Source organism: Actinoplanes sp. NPDC026619 (assembly GCF_040638295.1).
Lineage (GTDB): Bacteria > Actinomycetota > Actinomycetes > Mycobacteriales > Micromonosporaceae > Actinoplanes.
Genome location: NZ_JBEZYA010000005.1, coordinates 1 through 15,290 on the forward strand (window position 1 = coordinate 1; position 15,290 = coordinate 15,290).

16 protein-coding genes are annotated in these 15,290 nt (G+C 72.2%); 4 read left to right on the top strand and 12 right to left on the bottom strand.

From position 1 onward, the window contains the following. Positions 1-47 precede the first annotated feature (47 nt). Complete coding sequence (locus tag AB0E90_RS12830) at positions 48-539, bottom strand: NmrA family NAD(P)-binding protein (RefSeq protein ID WP_360403365.1); 492 nt, start codon at positions 537-539, stop codon at positions 48-50. Between the two features lie 88 nt (positions 540-627). On the opposite strand from AB0E90_RS12830, the gene AB0E90_RS12835 reads away from it, so the two are divergent. Both AB0E90_RS12835 and AB0E90_RS12840 read left to right on the top strand, forming a co-directional pair. After that, positions 628-1,224 carry a TetR/AcrR family transcriptional regulator gene (locus tag AB0E90_RS12835; RefSeq protein WP_360403367.1) on the top strand — a complete coding sequence of 199 codons (597 nt, stop codon included), beginning with the start codon at positions 628-630 and terminating at the stop codon, positions 1,222-1,224. Between the two features lie 9 nt (positions 1,225-1,233). After that, entirely contained in the window at positions 1,234-2,124 is an 891-nt protein-coding gene (locus AB0E90_RS12840; protein WP_360403369.1) for a sulfotransferase domain-containing protein, read from the top strand. A gap of 151 nt (positions 2,125-2,275) precedes the next feature. On the opposite strand, the gene AB0E90_RS12845 is transcribed toward AB0E90_RS12840, so the two are convergent. Both AB0E90_RS12845 and AB0E90_RS12850 read right to left on the bottom strand, forming a co-directional pair. After that, complete coding sequence (locus AB0E90_RS12845; RefSeq protein WP_360403371.1) at positions 2,276-2,863, bottom strand: NUDIX hydrolase; 588 nt, start codon at positions 2,861-2,863, stop codon at positions 2,276-2,278. 44 nt (positions 2,864-2,907) lie between these two features. After that, positions 2,908-3,639 carry an SDR family oxidoreductase gene (locus tag AB0E90_RS12850; protein WP_360403373.1) on the bottom strand — a complete coding sequence of 244 codons (732 nt, stop codon included), beginning with the start codon at positions 3,637-3,639 and terminating at the stop codon, positions 2,908-2,910. Positions 3,640-3,720: 81 nt separating this feature from the next. On the opposite strand from AB0E90_RS12850, the gene AB0E90_RS12855 reads away from it, so the two are divergent. Beyond that, positions 3,721-4,326 (top strand): TetR/AcrR family transcriptional regulator, encoded by a 606-nt coding sequence (locus AB0E90_RS12855; RefSeq protein WP_360403375.1) that lies wholly within the window; start codon positions 3,721-3,723, stop codon positions 4,324-4,326. Here the strand turns inward: AB0E90_RS12855 and AB0E90_RS12860 are convergent. From AB0E90_RS12860 to AB0E90_RS12885, 6 genes are all read right to left on the bottom strand, one after another. Beyond that, positions 4,313-4,924, bottom strand: a complete 612-nt coding sequence (locus AB0E90_RS12860) for a hypothetical protein (RefSeq protein ID WP_360403377.1) — start codon at positions 4,922-4,924, stop codon at positions 4,313-4,315. The genes AB0E90_RS12855 and AB0E90_RS12860 overlap by 14 nt on opposite strands. After that, the gene (locus AB0E90_RS12865) at positions 4,924-5,799 is read right to left on the bottom strand and encodes an ATP-binding cassette domain-containing protein (RefSeq protein WP_360403379.1); all 876 of its coding nucleotides are present in this window, start codon (positions 5,797-5,799) and stop codon (positions 4,924-4,926) included. The genes AB0E90_RS12860 and AB0E90_RS12865 overlap by 1 nt, the downstream gene beginning before the upstream one ends. A gap of 11 nt (positions 5,800-5,810) precedes the next feature. After that, on the bottom strand, positions 5,811-6,941 hold the full coding sequence (locus tag AB0E90_RS12870) for an alpha/beta hydrolase-fold protein (protein ID WP_360403381.1): 1,131 nt from the start codon (positions 6,939-6,941) through the stop codon (positions 5,811-5,813). A gap of 136 nt (positions 6,942-7,077) precedes the next feature. Continuing rightward, positions 7,078-8,448, bottom strand: a complete 1,371-nt coding sequence (locus AB0E90_RS12875; protein WP_360403383.1) for an NAD(P)(+) transhydrogenase (Re/Si-specific) subunit beta — start codon at positions 8,446-8,448, stop codon at positions 7,078-7,080. Then, the gene (locus AB0E90_RS12880) at positions 8,445-8,729 is read right to left on the bottom strand and encodes an NAD(P) transhydrogenase subunit alpha (protein WP_360403385.1); all 285 of its coding nucleotides are present in this window, start codon (positions 8,727-8,729) and stop codon (positions 8,445-8,447) included. Before AB0E90_RS12880 ends, AB0E90_RS12875 begins: the two co-directional genes overlap by 4 nt. Continuing rightward, complete coding sequence (locus tag AB0E90_RS12885; protein WP_360403387.1) at positions 8,726-9,874, bottom strand: NAD(P) transhydrogenase subunit alpha; 1,149 nt, start codon at positions 9,872-9,874, stop codon at positions 8,726-8,728. Before AB0E90_RS12885 ends, AB0E90_RS12880 begins: the two co-directional genes overlap by 4 nt. A gap of 193 nt (positions 9,875-10,067) precedes the next feature. Here AB0E90_RS12885 and AB0E90_RS12890 point away from each other — a divergent pair, with 193 nt between their 5' ends. Continuing rightward, a complete protein-coding gene (locus tag AB0E90_RS12890) occupies positions 10,068-10,781 on the top strand; it encodes an acetoacetate decarboxylase family protein (RefSeq protein WP_360403389.1) in 714 nt (237 codons plus the stop codon). 53 nt (positions 10,782-10,834) lie between these two features. Here AB0E90_RS12890 and AB0E90_RS12895 read toward each other — a convergent pair whose 3' ends face one another. The 3 genes from AB0E90_RS12895 to AB0E90_RS12905 form a co-directional block, all read right to left on the bottom strand. Further along, entirely contained in the window at positions 10,835-11,497 is a 663-nt protein-coding gene (locus AB0E90_RS12895; RefSeq protein ID WP_360403391.1) for a M15 family metallopeptidase, read from the bottom strand. After that, the gene (locus tag AB0E90_RS12900) at positions 11,478-11,690 is read right to left on the bottom strand and encodes a hypothetical protein (RefSeq protein ID WP_360403393.1); all 213 of its coding nucleotides are present in this window, start codon (positions 11,688-11,690) and stop codon (positions 11,478-11,480) included. The genes AB0E90_RS12895 and AB0E90_RS12900 overlap by 20 nt, the downstream gene beginning before the upstream one ends. Positions 11,691-11,925: 235 nt before the next feature. Continuing rightward, positions 11,926-15,099: a hypothetical protein gene (locus tag AB0E90_RS12905; protein WP_360403395.1), complete on the bottom strand. Its 3,174-nt coding sequence runs from the start codon at positions 15,097-15,099 to the stop codon at positions 11,926-11,928. Positions 15,100-15,290: the final 191 nt, after the last annotated feature.

Genomic DNA, 15,290 nt, shown 5'->3' on the forward strand with positions numbered 1-15,290 from the left:
TGAAACGCCTGGTCAACCGACAGATCCTGACCGAGAGCCAACCCGGCCTATTCACCCTCAACCCGGAACGGACATAACCTCCCGGACCGCCCTCTCAGGAAGCCCTCGGTCTGTTTGATCATCGGAGCCAGCGTCAGCAGGTTCTGCATGTAGGCGTTTGCCCGCAGCAGCGTGAATTGCAGGCCGCTGGCCAGCAGGTGCGCCTCGATCTCGGCCTGGCCGCGCCGCCGGTCGACCGGTGAATCGGCCGACGCCTTGCTGGTGACCTTGACGATGTGGGTGACGCCCTGGCGGACGGCGCTGTCGATCACCGCGATCTCCTGGGCCGGCACGGCCGGGCTGACCAGGAGCACGGTGCCGACGCCGCGCAGGGCCGCGTCGAGCGTGCCGGGGTCGTCGAAGTCGCCGGTGACGATGTCGGCGCCGGCCGGGGCGCGGGACGGATCGCGAACCAGCGCGCGCGCCGGTTGCTGCTGTGCGGTGAGTAGCCGGACTGCTGCGGAGCCGACCTTGCCGGTCGCGCCGGTCACCAGAATCATGACGTACTCCCTCAGGCATTGGATTGATCTATCCATTCTTAGGTCGCTAGGATTGGATAGTCAAGTCCAATCTGCGGAGGTGGCGGTGGTGCCGAGCACACCGAAGGGCCAGGCGACCCGGGACCGGATCGTGGTGGCCGCGGCCGATTTGATGTACAGGCACGGGGTGGCCGGCACGAGCACCCCGGCGGTGCGGGACGCGGCCGGCGTCAGTTCGTCGCAGATCTACCACTACTTCGCCGACAAGGACGACCTGACGCGAGCGGTCATCGCGTACCAGTCGGGGGAGATCCTGGCGCGGCAGGCGCCGTTGCTGGCCCGGCTGGACAGCTTCGCCGCGCTCCGGTCCTGGCGGGACGTGGTCGTCGAGGCCGCCCGGCAGCAGGGCGGCGCCGGCGGCTGCCCGCTCGGCAGCCTCTCCAGCGAGCTGTCCGACGAGAACGCCTGGGCCCGCGACGCCCTGGCCGCCGGCTTCACGGCCTGGTCCGACGCGATCCGGGCCGGCCTCGACGCCATGGCCGGCAACGGCACGCTGCGGCCGGGCACCGACGCCGGCCGGCTGGCCCTCGCCCTGCTCGCGGCCCTGCAGGGCGGGCTCGTCCTGGCCCAGGCGCAGCGCGGCACCGAGGCGCTCGAAGCCGCTCTGGACATCGTGATCGCGCACATCCAGGATCACGCGCGCTAGGGTCCCTGAATGCAGACACCCGTGCGGTACCGCTCCGATGAGGAGGACAGCGGGCGGTGGCTCGGCTTCCGGTCCCGGCCGGGAGACGTCGTCATCAGCACCCGCTCCAAGAGCGGCACCACCTGGATGCAGATGATCTGCGCGCTGCTGATCTTCCAGACCGCGGAGCTGCCGGCGCCACTGGCGCGGCTGTCGCCCTGGCTGGACTGGCTGACCATTCCGCAGCAGGAGATGTACGACCTGCTCGCCGCCCAGCAGCATCGGCGGTTCGTCAAGACGCACACCCCGCTGGACGGGATCCCGATCGAGCCGCACGTGTCGTACCTCGTGGTGGCCCGGCACCCCCTGGACATGGCGGTGTCGATGTATCACCAGGGCGACAACATCGACCGGCAGCGGCTCGCCCAGCTGACCGGGGCGCCGCCGCCGGCCGGTCCGCCGAAGGCGCGAGCGCCGCTGCACGAGTGGCTGTTGCGCTGGGTCGAGCGCGACTCCGACCCGCGCCAGGAGATGGACTCGCTGCCCGGCGTGCTGTCGCACCTGGACGATGCCTGGTCGCGCCGGGAGCAGCCCAACGTGATGCTGGTGCACTACGACGACCTGCTGGCCGACCTGGCCGGTCAGATGCAGCGGATCGCCGCCTGGCTGGGCATCGCGGTGCCGCCGGAGCGATGGCCGGGGCTGGTGGAGGCGGCCGGGTTCGCCGCGATGCGCCGGCAGGCCCGGGCGCTGGTGCCGGACGCGGGCGGGGTGCTGAAGGACGAGCAGGCGTTCTTCCGGCGGGGCCGGTCGGGCAGCGGGCGGGACCTGCTCGGCGCCGGCGAGCTGGCCCGTTACCACGAGCGCACCGCGGAGCTGGCCGCGCCGCCGCTGCTGGACTGGTTACATCGGGGTCGATAGGGCCTCGCCCAGATCGATGTCGGCGACGCGCAGCAGCTTCGCGTCCGGCCGGCTGGCGCCGCAGACCCGCACCGGCCGCCTGCCGGCCGACGCCCTGACGGCCCGATAGGCCGCATGGGTGGCACTTTCGGGCCTGCCGAATCAGGGCCGGTCAGTCTGCCCAGGAGGCCGCGACCGGGCCGAAGCGGCCCCCATCCAGGGCCGTCAGGAAGCGGAGGAAGTGCGGGTCGAAGCGGCCCGGGTCGGCCGCTACCAGTTCGGCGCGGGTCCACCAGCGGACGGCGTGGAACTCGCCGGCGTCCGGGCGCAGTTGCTCGTCGCCGGTGCAGGCCAGGACGTACCAGAGGCTGACGTCCGTGTGGCCGTGGTCCGGCCCGACCGTACGCGTGATGGTCAGGAAGATCGGCGACCGCGACAGGCCCGTATCGCCCAGGCCGAGCTCTTCCTGGATCTCCCGCCGCGCGGTCAGCGCGGGGTCCTCGTCGACCTCGACGTGACCGCCCGGCGGGAGCCACAGCCCGGCGTTGATGTGGTCGGCGAGCAGGATCCGCCCGTCCGCGGCGACCGGCACCACGTAGGACACCAGGTGCTGCGGCGGGGACGCCGGCTTGACCCGGCGGAACACGTCGTCCGTGCCCGCCAGCCAGGCCAGCGCCGACGCGCGATGCTCGGCGCCGAGTTCGTCGGCCGGTACGAACCGGGACACCAGGTCATGCACGACCGCTACGGACTCACGCATCCGGAAATGCTGTCACGAGCGAAGCGGCGCTGTGGACCCGCCGGTCAGCCCGGCAGCGCACTTCTCTCGCCGCCGTTGGCGAGCACGACCGTGCCGTTGATGTAGCTGCTGCGGTCGTCGACCAGGAACAGGACGACCTCGGCGATCTCCTCCGGCTCGCCCACCTGGCCGCGGATGTTGGCCTGGCCGAGCAGGTCGGCCACGTGCGCGGTGCCGGCCGTGCGCACCGGGCCGGGGGAGACGCCGTTGACCCGAACGCCGTCCGCGCCGAACTCGGTCGCCCAGGAGCGGGTCAGCAGCTCGACCGCCGCCTTCGACGCGCCGTAGGCCGCTCCGATCGGCGCCGCCGACGTGGCCGCGGTCGAGGTGACGTTGACGATGGCGCCCCGGCCGCGCTTCGCCATGCCCGGCGCCAGCGCGCCGACCAGCAGGAACGGCGCCCTGGTGTTGATCGCGACGTGCCGGTCGAAGCTCTCCGCGCTGGTGCCGGGGGTGCTGGTGAAGTCGTAGATGCCGGCGTTGTTCACCAGGATGTCCACCTCGCCGGCGTCGGCGGCCAGCTGCGCGACCTCGCCGGCGTCGGTCAGGTCGGCGGCCACGAAGCGCGCCGTGCCGCCCCGCCGGGCGATCTCGCCGACCACCTCGGCGCCGCGCCCCGGGTCGCGGCCGTGCACGATGACGTCGGCGCCGCGGGCCCCGAGCTGCAGTGCGACGGCGCGGCCGATGCCGGCGGTGGCGCCGGTGACGAGGGCGGTGCGGCCGGTCAGATCAGACATGGGAAACCTCTTTCTGGGTTGGTCTCCCCAATTTCTAGCACGGTTTTTGGGTTGCGCAACCCATTCCGTAAGCTGATGTCCATGACGCAACGGCTGACTCCCAAGGGCGAGGCGACCCGGGAGCGCATCCTGCAGGCGGCCACTGAGCTCATCGCCCGCAACGGCGTCGTCGGCACCGGCACCGAGGACGTGCGCAAGGCGGCCGGGGTGAGCGGCTCGCAGCTCTACCACTACTTCGACAGCAAGCAGGCGCTGATCCGGGCGGTGATCACCCGGCAGGCCGAGGCGCCCGCGGTCCCCGGCGTACCGATGATGGGCGCCCTTGATTGTTTTGATGCCCTGCGCGCCTGGGCCGATGCGGCCATCGAGAACCAGGAGCGCACCGGTGGCGACGGCGAGTGCACGCTCGGCTCGCTGGCCGCCGAGCTCGGCACCGCCGACGAGCAGTCGCGCGCGGACCTGAGCCGCGGATTCCTGCGCTGGCAGGGGCTGCTGCACGACAGCCTGGCCGCGATCCGGGACCGCGGCGAGCTGCGCGCCGACGCCGATCTGGACGAGTTGTCCCTCGCGCTGCTGGCCGCGCTGGAGGGCGGCACCCTGCTCAGCCGCACCCTGCGCGACACCGGCCCGCTGCGGGCGTCGATGAACGCGGCCCTCGGCTACGTCAAGAGCTTCAGTCCCCGCTGAGGTCCCGCGGCAGGGCGAGCATCGCGACGCCCAGGGCGGCCGCCGTCCACATGATGAAGACCAGCAGGCCGAACGTTTCGGTGTCGGCGCCGACCGCGGCGAGGTACGCCGAGATCGGCAGGTTCCAGCGCAGCCTGCCGAGCAGGCCCTCGACCACCACGAACCAGACCCCGAAACCGAACAGCAGCCAGGACGCCCGCCGCACCACCGACGCCACGGCCGCCCCGAACACCGCCATCAGCGGCACCACGTACAGCGTGGCGAAGTAGATCTTGCTGCCGTCCTCCTTGACCAGCACCGTGAGGCCGCTCAGACCAGCGAAGACCACGGCCACCAGTACGGTCGTGATGACCTGCGCGAACAGCACGGTGACCCGGCGCGGCCGGGCGAGGTAGAGCAGCGCGATCGTGTGGTGCTGGTGGCTCTGGGCGACGGTCAGCGCGGCGATGCCGAATGCGCCGAGCCCGACGAACACCGCCCAGAAGTACGACTCGGGGATCCCGAACGCGGCCGCCATGATGCCGAACAGGGCGAGCGACAGCCAGCTGGAGCGGATCGTCGCCATCCGGTAGAGCTCGCTACGGACCAGGGTGATCATCAGGCGGCCGCCAGTTCGAGGAAGATCTGCTCGAGGTTCGGGATGTCGGTGGAGAGCTCGTAGAGCGGCACGCCGGCGGCGAACGCGATCTCGCCCGCCTCCTCGGCGGCCAGGCCGTCCACCTCGAGGACCTCGTCGTCGGTGGTGACCTTGGCGCCGGCCTCCTCGAAGGCGCGCCACAGCGTCACCGGGTCACGGCCGCGGATCCGCAGCCGCCCGGTGGCCGAGCCGTACAGATCGAGCAGCGGCCCGGAGTAGCGCAACTGTCCCTTCGCGATGATCACCGCGTCGTCGATCAGCTGGGCCAGCTCGGCGAGCAGGTGGCTGGAGATCAGCACGGTGCCGCCCGCGTCGGCGTGATCGCGCAGCAGGCCGCGCAGCCAGGCGATGCCGGACGGGTCGAGGCCGTTGGCCGGCTCGTCGAAGATCAGGATCTCGGGCGAGCCGAGCAACGCGGTCGCCACCGCGAGACGCTGCCGCATGCCGAGCGAGTAGTCGCCGGCGCGCAGGCCGGCCGAGTCGGCGAGCCCGACCTGCTCGAGCAGCTCGTCCACCCGGTCGCGGCCGACACCGGCCAGCATCGCCTGGGTGACCAGGTGCGCGCGGCCGCTCTGCCCGGGGTGCACGATGCCCTGCTCGAGGACGGCGCCGACCTGCCGCAGCGGACTTTTCAGCTCGCTGAACGGACTGCCGCCGATCAGCGCCGCGCCGCTGGTGGGCCGGGTCAGGCCGAGCAGCATGCGCAGCGTCGTGGTCTTGCCGGAGCCGTTCAGCCCGAGGAAGCCGGTGACGCGGCCGGGCGCGGCCGTGAAGGAGAGACTGTCGACCGCGCGGACGCGACCGTACGTCTTCGTCAAGTCAAGGGTCTCGATCATCGGAGCGCACTCTATCGGTGCAATGCCACCAGTCCGTCGGCGAAAGTGCGGCGCCAGTTGACGTAGTCATGACCGCCCGCGTATTCGGTGTATGTGACCGGGTAGCCGTGGCCGGTCAGGGTGTCGCGCATCTGCCGGACGACGCTCAGCTGGTTCGGCGCGCCGCCCGGCCCGGGTAACGTCTCGCGCACCCCGACGTCGAGGTAGAAGCGCAGGTCGACCCGGGGGTAACGGGTGATCTGCCGGATCAGCCAGCCCGGTTCGCCGTCGGCCGGCTGCGGCCACCAGAAGCTGCCCGACTGGGCCAGCACCGCCCCGAACATCTCGTGCGCGCACATCCCGACGTAGGCCGCGGCGAGGCCGCCGCGGGAAACCCCGGCGATGACGTTGCGCTTGGCGGCCATGCCGGCGCCCAATTGCGTACGGGCCCAGGGCACCAGCTCGTGCTCGACGAAGACGTGGATCGGCCGGGTGGGCTCCAGCTCGCGCTCGCGGCTCTTGGCGAAGCTGCTGACGAACAGCGCCACCATCGGCGGGATGCAGCGGGCCGCGATCAGGTTGTCGAGGATCGTCGGGATGCGCAGCACGTGCCGGGCGGCGAAGCCGTCGAAGACGACCAGGATCGGCAGCCCGGCCGCGGGTGTGCCGGCCGGCCGGTAGACCGTGACCGGGCGATCGCCGCCGAGGGCGGCGCTGGGCAGGACGACATCGGTGAGATCACCGGCCGGCACCCCGGGCCGCGGGGCGGTCCACGGTTCGGGCGGGGCTTGCGGCAGTTCGAGCAGGGAGACCCAGCAGTCGCGGTCGTCCGGGTCGGCGGGGTCGGCCGGGAAGTGCAGGCGGTGCGGGTTGGCGAGGTCGATGTGGGTGGCGCCGTCGCCCGTCTCGTCGCCGGGCGCGTCGTCGGCGCCGTCGTGGGCGAGGCAGTACGTGGTGCGCACCTGCGGCGGCATCGCGGCGGAGCCGTGCCACAGATCGGTGCCGGGCACCCGGCCGAGCGGGATGTCGAGCCCCCACCAGGCCCGGGTGCGCTCCGCCGAGCCGCGCCACAGGAACGTGACGAGCAGCCGGCCGTCGGCCAGCGGCTCGATCAGCGGGGTCGCGGCCGCCGCCCAGAACTCCTCCGCGGACCGGTTGTTCACAGTGGACAGAAGACGGGTGATGCGAGGACTCTGCAAGGCTCGGCTCCCACGATTCCAGCCCCGTGAACGTTCTCAACACCGAGCGTTCCAAGTTGATCACCGGGTGTCAAGTGACTGAAATCGATGAGTGCGGCGCTCAATCCGCGTACGCGTGCAGCCCGCTCAGCAGCGCGGTGAGCCCGGCCTTGGCGTCCGCGAACAGCATCGCGGTCTTCGGATCGCCGTAGAGCTCGTTGTCGATGCCCGCATAGCCATGGCCGAGTGACCGTTTGAGCACGATCACACTGCGCGCCTTGTCGACGTCGAGGATCGGCATGCCGGAGACCGGGTTGCCGGGCCGGCGCGCGGCCGGGTTGGTGACGTCGTTCGCGCCGATGATCAGGGCCACGTCCGTACGGGCGAATTCGGGGTTGCTCTCCTCCAGGTCCTTGAGCTGGGGGTACGGGGCGTTGGCCTCGGCGAGCAGCACGTTCATGTGGCCCGGCATGCGCCCGGCGACCGGGTGGATGGCGTAGGAGACCTCCACGCCCCGCTCGGTCAGCGCCTCGGCGAGGGCGACGCACTCGTGCTGCGCCTGCGCGGCGGCCAGGCCGTAGCCGGGAACGATCACGACCTTCGCGGCGTACGCCAGTTGGATCGCCGCATCGTCCGCGGTGATCTCGCGTACCGAAGCCGCTCCGGTACCGCCGGTGACCGTGACCGCGTCGCCGGTGCCGAACCCACCCGCCATGATCGCGCTGATCGGCCGGTTCATGGCGTCGGCCATGAGCTTGGTGAGGATCGCACCGGCCGCACCGACCAGCCCGCCCGCGATGATCAGCGGGGTGCTGTCGAGCACGAACCCGGCCATCGCGACGGCGGTGCCGGTGCACGCGTTGAGCAGCGAGATCACCACCGGCATGTCGGCGCCGCCGATCGGCAGCGTGAGCAGCACGCCGGCCGCGAGCGCCGCGACCGTCACCCCGGCGAGCAGCCACGGGCTGCCGTCGGCGGCGACGAACCAGACGCTCAGCGCCACGGCGACGGCCGCGAGCGCCGCCGAGATCGGCCGGCCGAACGGCACCACGATCGGCCGCCCGGGGACGCGCCCGGCCAGCTTGCCCGCGGCGACCAGCGAGCCGGTGAAGGTGACGCCGCCGATCGCGACGTCGAGCACGCTCGACACGGTGGCGGTCCGGTCGATCAGCGCGATCAGGGCCGCCGCGCCGCCGCCGACCGCGTTGAACAGGCTGACCAGCTGCGGCATCTCGGTCATCTGCACCTTGCGGGCGGTGAGCAGCCCGGCGAGCCCGCCGGCGGCGAGACCGATGACCAGGGCGACCACCGCGCCGACGGTGATCGTGTGGTCGCGGATCAGCACGACCGCGGTGGTGAGGATCGCGACCGCCATGCCGGCCGCGGAGATCTGGTTGCCCCGCCGCGCGGTGGCCGGCGCGTTCATCAGGTGCAGGCCGATCACGAAGCTCACCGCGCAGGCCAGATAGACCAGGTGGATCGTGGTGTTCATCGCCGGCTCCGGAACATCGCGAGCATCCGGTCGGTGACCAGGTAACCGCCGGCCACGTTCATCGCCGCGCAGAACGCGGCCACCGCCAGCAGCACATACCCTCCGGTGCTGGTGACGCTCGCCGCCAGGAGCATCACGCCGACGACCACCACGCCGTGGATCGCGTTGGCGCCGGACATCAGCGGCGTGTGCAGGGTGGCCGGCACCTTGCTGATCACCTCGAAGCCGACCAGCAGGGCCAGGGTGAACACGGTGATGTCGGCCAGCAGCAGCGGACTCATTCGCTTGTCTCCTTCCGGTCTTGACCGGCCGCGCGGATCCGCGCGTTGACCAGCCGGCCGCCGTGGCTCACCACGACGGCGGCCTGCACCTCGTCGTCGAGGTCGAGAACGACCTCTCCGCCCGGCATCAGGTGGGTGAGCAGGGCAAGCACATTTCTTGCGTACGCCGTGGAAGCCGCACTCGGCACGGTCGACGCGAGATTGTTCGCCCCGATGATCGTGATGCCGCCGTCGGTGACCCGCCGGGTGTCCGGAATTGATCCCTCGACGTTGCCTCCGGCCGCGGTCGACGCCAGGTCGATCAGCACCGAGCCGGGCCGCATCTTCGAGAGGGCGTTTTCGGACACCAGCAGGGGTGGCGCGCCGCCCGGCACCTGCGCGGTCGTGATCACCACGTCGAAGCGGGGGATCGCCTCCTCGAGAGCTGACTGCTGGGCACTCTGCTCGTCGCCGCTCAGGCTACGGGCGTAACCGCCGGTGCCCTCCGCGCTTCCCGTTTCGGTGTCCAGGACCGCGGCGCCGGTCGACGCGATGTCGGCACGGGCCGCCTCGCGCACGTCGTAGCCGGTGACCAGCGCGCCCAGCCGGCGGGCGGTGGCGATCGCCTGCAGCCCGGCCACCCCGGCGCCGAGCACCAGGACCTGGGCCGGGCGGGTGGTGCCGGCCGCGGTCATCAGCATCGGGAAGAACCCCGGGTACGCCTCGGCGGCCAGCAGTGCGGCCTTGTAACCGGCCACGTTGGCCTGTGAGGTGAGCGCGTCCATCGCCTGCGCCCGGCTCAGCGTGCGGGGCAGCAGGTCCAGGCTGATCGCGGTCACCCCGGCGGTCGCCAGCCGCTGGGCCAGCTCCAGGTTGCCCAGCGGGTTCAGCAGGCCGACCAGCAGCTGGCCCGGTCTCGTGGCGGCCGCGTCCTCCGGCGGATGCAGGCACAGGAGCACGTCGGCCTCCGCGTACACCTGCTCCCGGGTGACCACGACGGCGCCGGCGCCGTCATAGGCGATGTCCTCGAACCAGGCGTGGGCGCCCGCGCCCGCCTCGACGAGCACCGTGACGTCCTGCTTGCGCAGCCGACCGGCGCCGTCCGGCGTGAGCGCCACCCGCCGCTCCCGCCCCGCCGTCTCCCGCAGCACCCCGACCGTCGTCATCGACCATCCCATCGTCGCCCTGGCACCGTCCAACGTCGATGCTGGCCCTCCGAACGTCAAGAGGCCACCCGCCTCTACCCGTCGTGGTCGCCCGGCGGGCCCGGATCGCTTCTCCCGGCGGGCCCGGATCGCTTCTCCCGGCGGGCCCGGATCGCTTCTCCCCGCGGGGCTGAATGAGCGGTAGGGTCGGCGCGTGGCGGAGCGCATCGGTGCCGGGACCTGGTTGATCCAGGGTGAGACGATCACGCTGCCGGTGACGATCACCGATGCGCGGATCACCGCGGCGATCTTCACCGCGCCGGCCGCCGGCGCGCGCCGCCTGCTCGACGGGGTGCCGCTGAAACCGCTGACGGTCGCCGGGCGGGCGATCACGCTGCTGATGTTCATCCATTACGGCGAGTGGGCGCTCAAGACGTACGACGAGGTCGGGGTCGGGCTGCTCGTCCGGGGCCCGCGCGGTCTACCGGGGCTGCACATCGTCGATCTGCCGGTCACCGGGGCGTTCACCCGGGAGGCCGGGCAGGACTTCTGGGCGCTGCCGAAGTGGCTGATGCAGGCCGACCTGACCTTCGGGCGTGACTCCACCTCGGTGACGGTGCGTGATGAGGGCGCCGAGGTCATGCACGCTTCCGTGCGCACCGGGCGGGTGCGGCTGCCGTTCGGCACGAGGCTTCAGGTGCCGTCGTGGGCCTACCTGCGGCACGGCGCGCAGGCGGAGCGCCTGCTGCGCGGCCGCCTTCCGATGAATCTGTCCGGCATCCGGGTGGGTCGCGGCGCCTATGCCGTACGGCTGGGGGAGCACCCGATGACCGAGAAGATGCGCGCCCTCGGGATGCTGGAACGGCCGTTGCTCACCGTGACCGCCGCCCGGATGTCCGGGTCGCTGGGCGAGTTCCGCCAGGTCTGAGTCGCGGCGACGGGCGTGGCTTGGGGTGCCACGCCCGCCGGCGTGCGGTCTTCTCAGGGAAGCCGGAGCACCATGTCCCGGCGGATGACGTCCGGGTCGGGGCCGATGACGCCCTTGTTGAGCTGGTAGAGCGCCTGCCAGCCACCCGGGATGTTCAGCCGCTTGGCGATCAGCGCCAGGGTGTCGCCCGCCTTGACCGTGTACTTCTCCGGGATGTCGATCTTCTGGTGGCCGAGGTCGCGGCGGGCCTTCGACAGCATGTCGTCGGCGTCGTCCGGCGAGCCCATGAACTCGAAATGCATCGGGTCCTTGTGATGGCCGTGGTAATTGCCGCCCCAGGCGAATCCGTAACGACCCCACAGCTGCGCCACCCACGCCGGCAAATTGGTGTGGTTCTTGCCGTCGCGGCTTTCCGGGTTCTTGTCCCAGTTGAGGTCGAGGGCCAATCCCCAGGAATGGTTGCTGGGCTTTTTCGTATTCTTGATGGGCCGGTTGACGTACCCGCCGCAGGTCTTCGGATTGAGCCGGTAGCCGCGCTTCTCGGTCTCGTCGAGCAGGATGTCGGCGAGCGCCGCGATCCGCTTGTGCACGTTGACCTTGGTGCCGGTGGTGTCCGCCTTGATCCGCACCATGTCCCGCGACCGGTCCTCCGGCCAGCCGTTCCCCCAGCCCTTGGCCTTCGCGCTGATCGAGTAGTCACTGATGGAGAACCGCATCGGGCACCTCCTCGGGCTCCGGCTGATTCGATTCCGCGACCTCGTCGTCGTGATCGGGCGGCTCGGGCAGGTCCGCTTCCATAACGGCCAGCCTGCTCTCGTCGCCGACCTGAGTTTTGTCGCTCATTTCCGCCCTCCTTTCCATGTCGCCAAGAATGAAAAGGAAACGCCCCCGGGTCAACGCACCCGTCATATCCGGGACGTAATGTATCTGGCCGCCGCGATCACCCCCGGCACGGGTTTCCCTTGTGGTCGCCTGCTTGTTCAGCGGGGCTGTTCGCCGCCCCGGTCGTTCATCGGCGGAGGGTCCGTGCGCAGATCATCCGGAGCTTCCGGGTAGAAGTGGATCTCGGACTCCTCATGGCCGACGGGATCTCGGCTTCCCTAACGAGAGTTCCCCAAGCCCGGTGACGCCGCAGGCGGGGGTTTCATCCGATTACGAGGGCGAGACGTGCCGCCGCGGCGGCCAACTCGGCCGTGCCACCGGAGGCCGCGTCGGCCGCGCCCGGGAGGTCGGCGCGTGCGCTGGTGGCCGCGTCGGCCGCGCCCGGGAGGTTGGCGCGTGCGCTGGTGGCCGCGTCGGCCGCGCCCGGGAGGTTGGCGCGTGCGCTGGTGGCCGCGTCGGCCACGCCCGGGAGGTCGGCGCGTGCGCCGGTGGCCGCCGCCGCGTCGGCGGCGACATCGAGCAGGGTGGGCAGGCCGTCGGCCGAAGGCTGCCGGCGCAGGAGCGCCGGGATGACGGCGTAGGCGACGGCCCACGTGATGTGCTGCCCCCGTCCCGCACCGATCTGGCGGAGACTGCCGGCGGCGCGGCCGATCGAGCCGGGGTCGGCGGTCAGCCGGGCGCGTATCTCGCGGCCGAGCAGTCCGGCGTCGAGGCCGCCGGCGCCGGCGAGGTGCAGGACGGCGGCGACCGCTCCGCGCCGGAGGTGGTCCTCGGGCGCGAGCAGGCCGTTGGCCAGGACGAGTGCCATCGCGGGGCCGAACGTCCCGGCGGACCGGACCAGATCTTGGAGAGTTTCCGCTCGCAGGTCGTTCCCGGCGGGTTCGGCCGCGAAGAACGGGACGCAGGTGGCCGCGATGAGCTCGCGGTGGCGAGGCAGCACCATCGGCCAGCACCGCATGGTGTCGGTGAGGTCGTTGATCTCGGGCGCCGGTGGGGTCAGCAGATCGCGGATGAGGCTGTCGACGGTGGCGGCCGGAACGGGGTCGTGCAGGAGAGGCGGGACACCCGCGGGGGCCGGCTCGGGACCGGCGTCGTGCGGCAGCGTCGGCGCCGGCGGAGAGACGAATGTCGCCCGGCGACGCGGACCGCCCGTGACCGTTATCGTGACCGCCGGCAGTCCGCCCGAACGCAGCCACGCCGCGAACTGGAGCCCCGCCGGGGAAGTCAGCCGATCGGCCGCCGTGGCCACGGCCGGGTCCACGGTGGCGGGCAGGCGCAGCAGGGCCTGCGCCAGGTCTGCGGGACCGGGCTGCCAGCCGTCCCGCTCGGCGGCGATCAGCCGGAACAGCACTCGCACCGGGCTGACCAGTCCGTCGGTAGTGGCCGGGGTGGCGAGCAGCGCCGGTGGCGTGCTGGTGGCCAGTTGCCCGGCCAGCTCCCGGATCCGGGCGGCCACGACGGCGGCCGGTGGCGGCGCGGGCTTGCGGGCGGGGAGCGGCCCGGGCCGCAGCAGCACGTCGAACGGCGAGTCCGCGCTCGCGAGCGTCGCGAGGGCGGCAACCAGGCCGGGCCGATCGGACTGGGCGAAGGCGACCAGGCCGGCGAGGATCCGCTCCAGACTGACCGGCTCCAGCGGCTGCAGGAGGCGAGCGGCGAGATCAGCGGCCAGCTCGCTCACGGAGGCGAACGGCGGTGGCATCGCCTCCGCCGGAAGCGGCACCGGCGCAGGCGGGAACTGCGGCGCGACAGACGGCCGACGCCCCGCCGCAGTGACCGAGCCGCCGACATGCCGATGCGGCTCCTCGGACGATTGCGACGCACGCGGGGTTGCGAACGACAGCGGTCGGGCTGACGGCAGCCCGACCGCCGGCCGGCTGCCCGCCGCGGCCGAGTCCTGTCGTGCGTTGGCCGGCGCCTGCGTCGACGGACGTGCCGAGGGCTTCGGGTCTCGCGTTTCTCCGGCCCGGGATTGCAGCAACCGCGCGCCGCCGGTCGCGGGCGTGCCGGCCGGTGTCTGCGTCGCCGGGCGGGCCGAGGGCCTCGGATCTGATGTTTCTCCGGGCCGGGATTGCAGTGACCGCGCGCCGCCGGTCGCGGGCGTGCCGGCCGGTGTCTGCGTCGCCGGGCGGGCCGAGGGCTTCGGATCTGATGTTTCTCCGGGCCGGGATTGTGGCGACCGCGCGCTGCCGGTCGCGGGCGTGCCGGCCGGTGTCTGCGTCGCCGGGCAGGCAGAGGGCTTTGGGTTTCGGGTGCGTTCGGGTCCGGACTGCGGTGGCCGCTCGTCGTCGGTTGCAGGTGTGGCTTTCGGCGCACGGGCAGGCGATTTTGTCGACGGGTGGGTCGTGGCCGCGCGCTTGTTGCCGCGACGGGGTTGGGGTGATCGCTGGTCGGCGGGTGTGGCCGGCTTCGTTCGGGTGCTGCCCGAGGCCTTTGCCGGGGTGGTCTGCTCCTTCGGCGTGCCGACGGCCGGTTGTTCGGAATGCGCTCTGCCGGCGGGCGGGGATTGCTGGGCCGAGGGCTCGAGGGTGCGGCGGGCGAACGCTGCCTGCGGGCCGTCCAGCAGAGCCGCGTAGTTCTTGCGGTGCTTGGTGATCTCCTGCGGAGTGGGCGCCAGCAGGTCGTGGGTGGCGATGGCTGGGCGGAGGGCGGCGGTGGTGCCGCCATCGCGCAGGCGGTGCAGGGTCAGGCCGATCAGGTGGTTGCGGTCGAGGCGGCCGGTTGTGGTCAGCTGGACCAGGGCGGGCGGCCAGTGGCGGTCGAGGCCGGCGCTGTCGAACAGGTAGGGGAGCAGGTGGTCCAGCCACGGGTCGGCGGCCAGGCGGTCGGCGAGAGTTACCGGGTTGCCGGCATGGTCGCGGATCCACGCCCGCAGCACGGGGTCGGACGTGGGCGGCGGCGTGCCGGCGGCGAGCAGGATGGCTGCGATCACCGGCCATTCGCCGGGCCAGGCCGGTCGTGAGCGCATCCGGTCGGTGAGGGCGGCGGCGATCGATGCCAGGCTGGGCCGGCCCGGCGCGCCAAGGACGCGGATCAGCTCGGCCAGCGTCTCGGCGGACGGCACGTGGCGGAAGCGGCGGGAACGCAGCCAGGACACGATGGCGTCGGTCCGCGGCAGGCAGGCGGCACCGGCGACGAGCAGCGCGGCCTCCGCGCCTTCCGTGAGCCCGGCGGAGGCTGGGCCGGCGGAGGCTGGGCCGGCGGAGGCTGGGCCGGCGGAGAAGAAGACGGTGGGGGACAGGGTGCGGCGGGCGGCCTCGGGAAGGGTGAGCAGGACGTCGGCCACGTCGGCGGGGGTGCCGTCGCGCAGCAGGGATTCCAGCTCGGTGGCGGTCAGGTCGGGCGGGGTGCCGACCGGCGTGCCGTCGGCTTTGTGCCGGGGAGGCCGGTCGCCGCCGGGCCGGAGCCGGTGGGGGACGGATTCGGTGACCGCGGCCATGATCGCGACCGTACCGGGCGGTCCGTCCGGTGGGCGGTGATACGCCCGGAGTGGCCGTTCCGGCCACAATCGGACCTAGCCTCCTAGGATGCCCCAGCGAGTGTGTGAGCTGGACTATTCGTTCATCCGGGACGAGAACACCACGTCCGTAGGTGAAGGTCGAATCAGCGATTTTGCCGTTGTTCCTCATC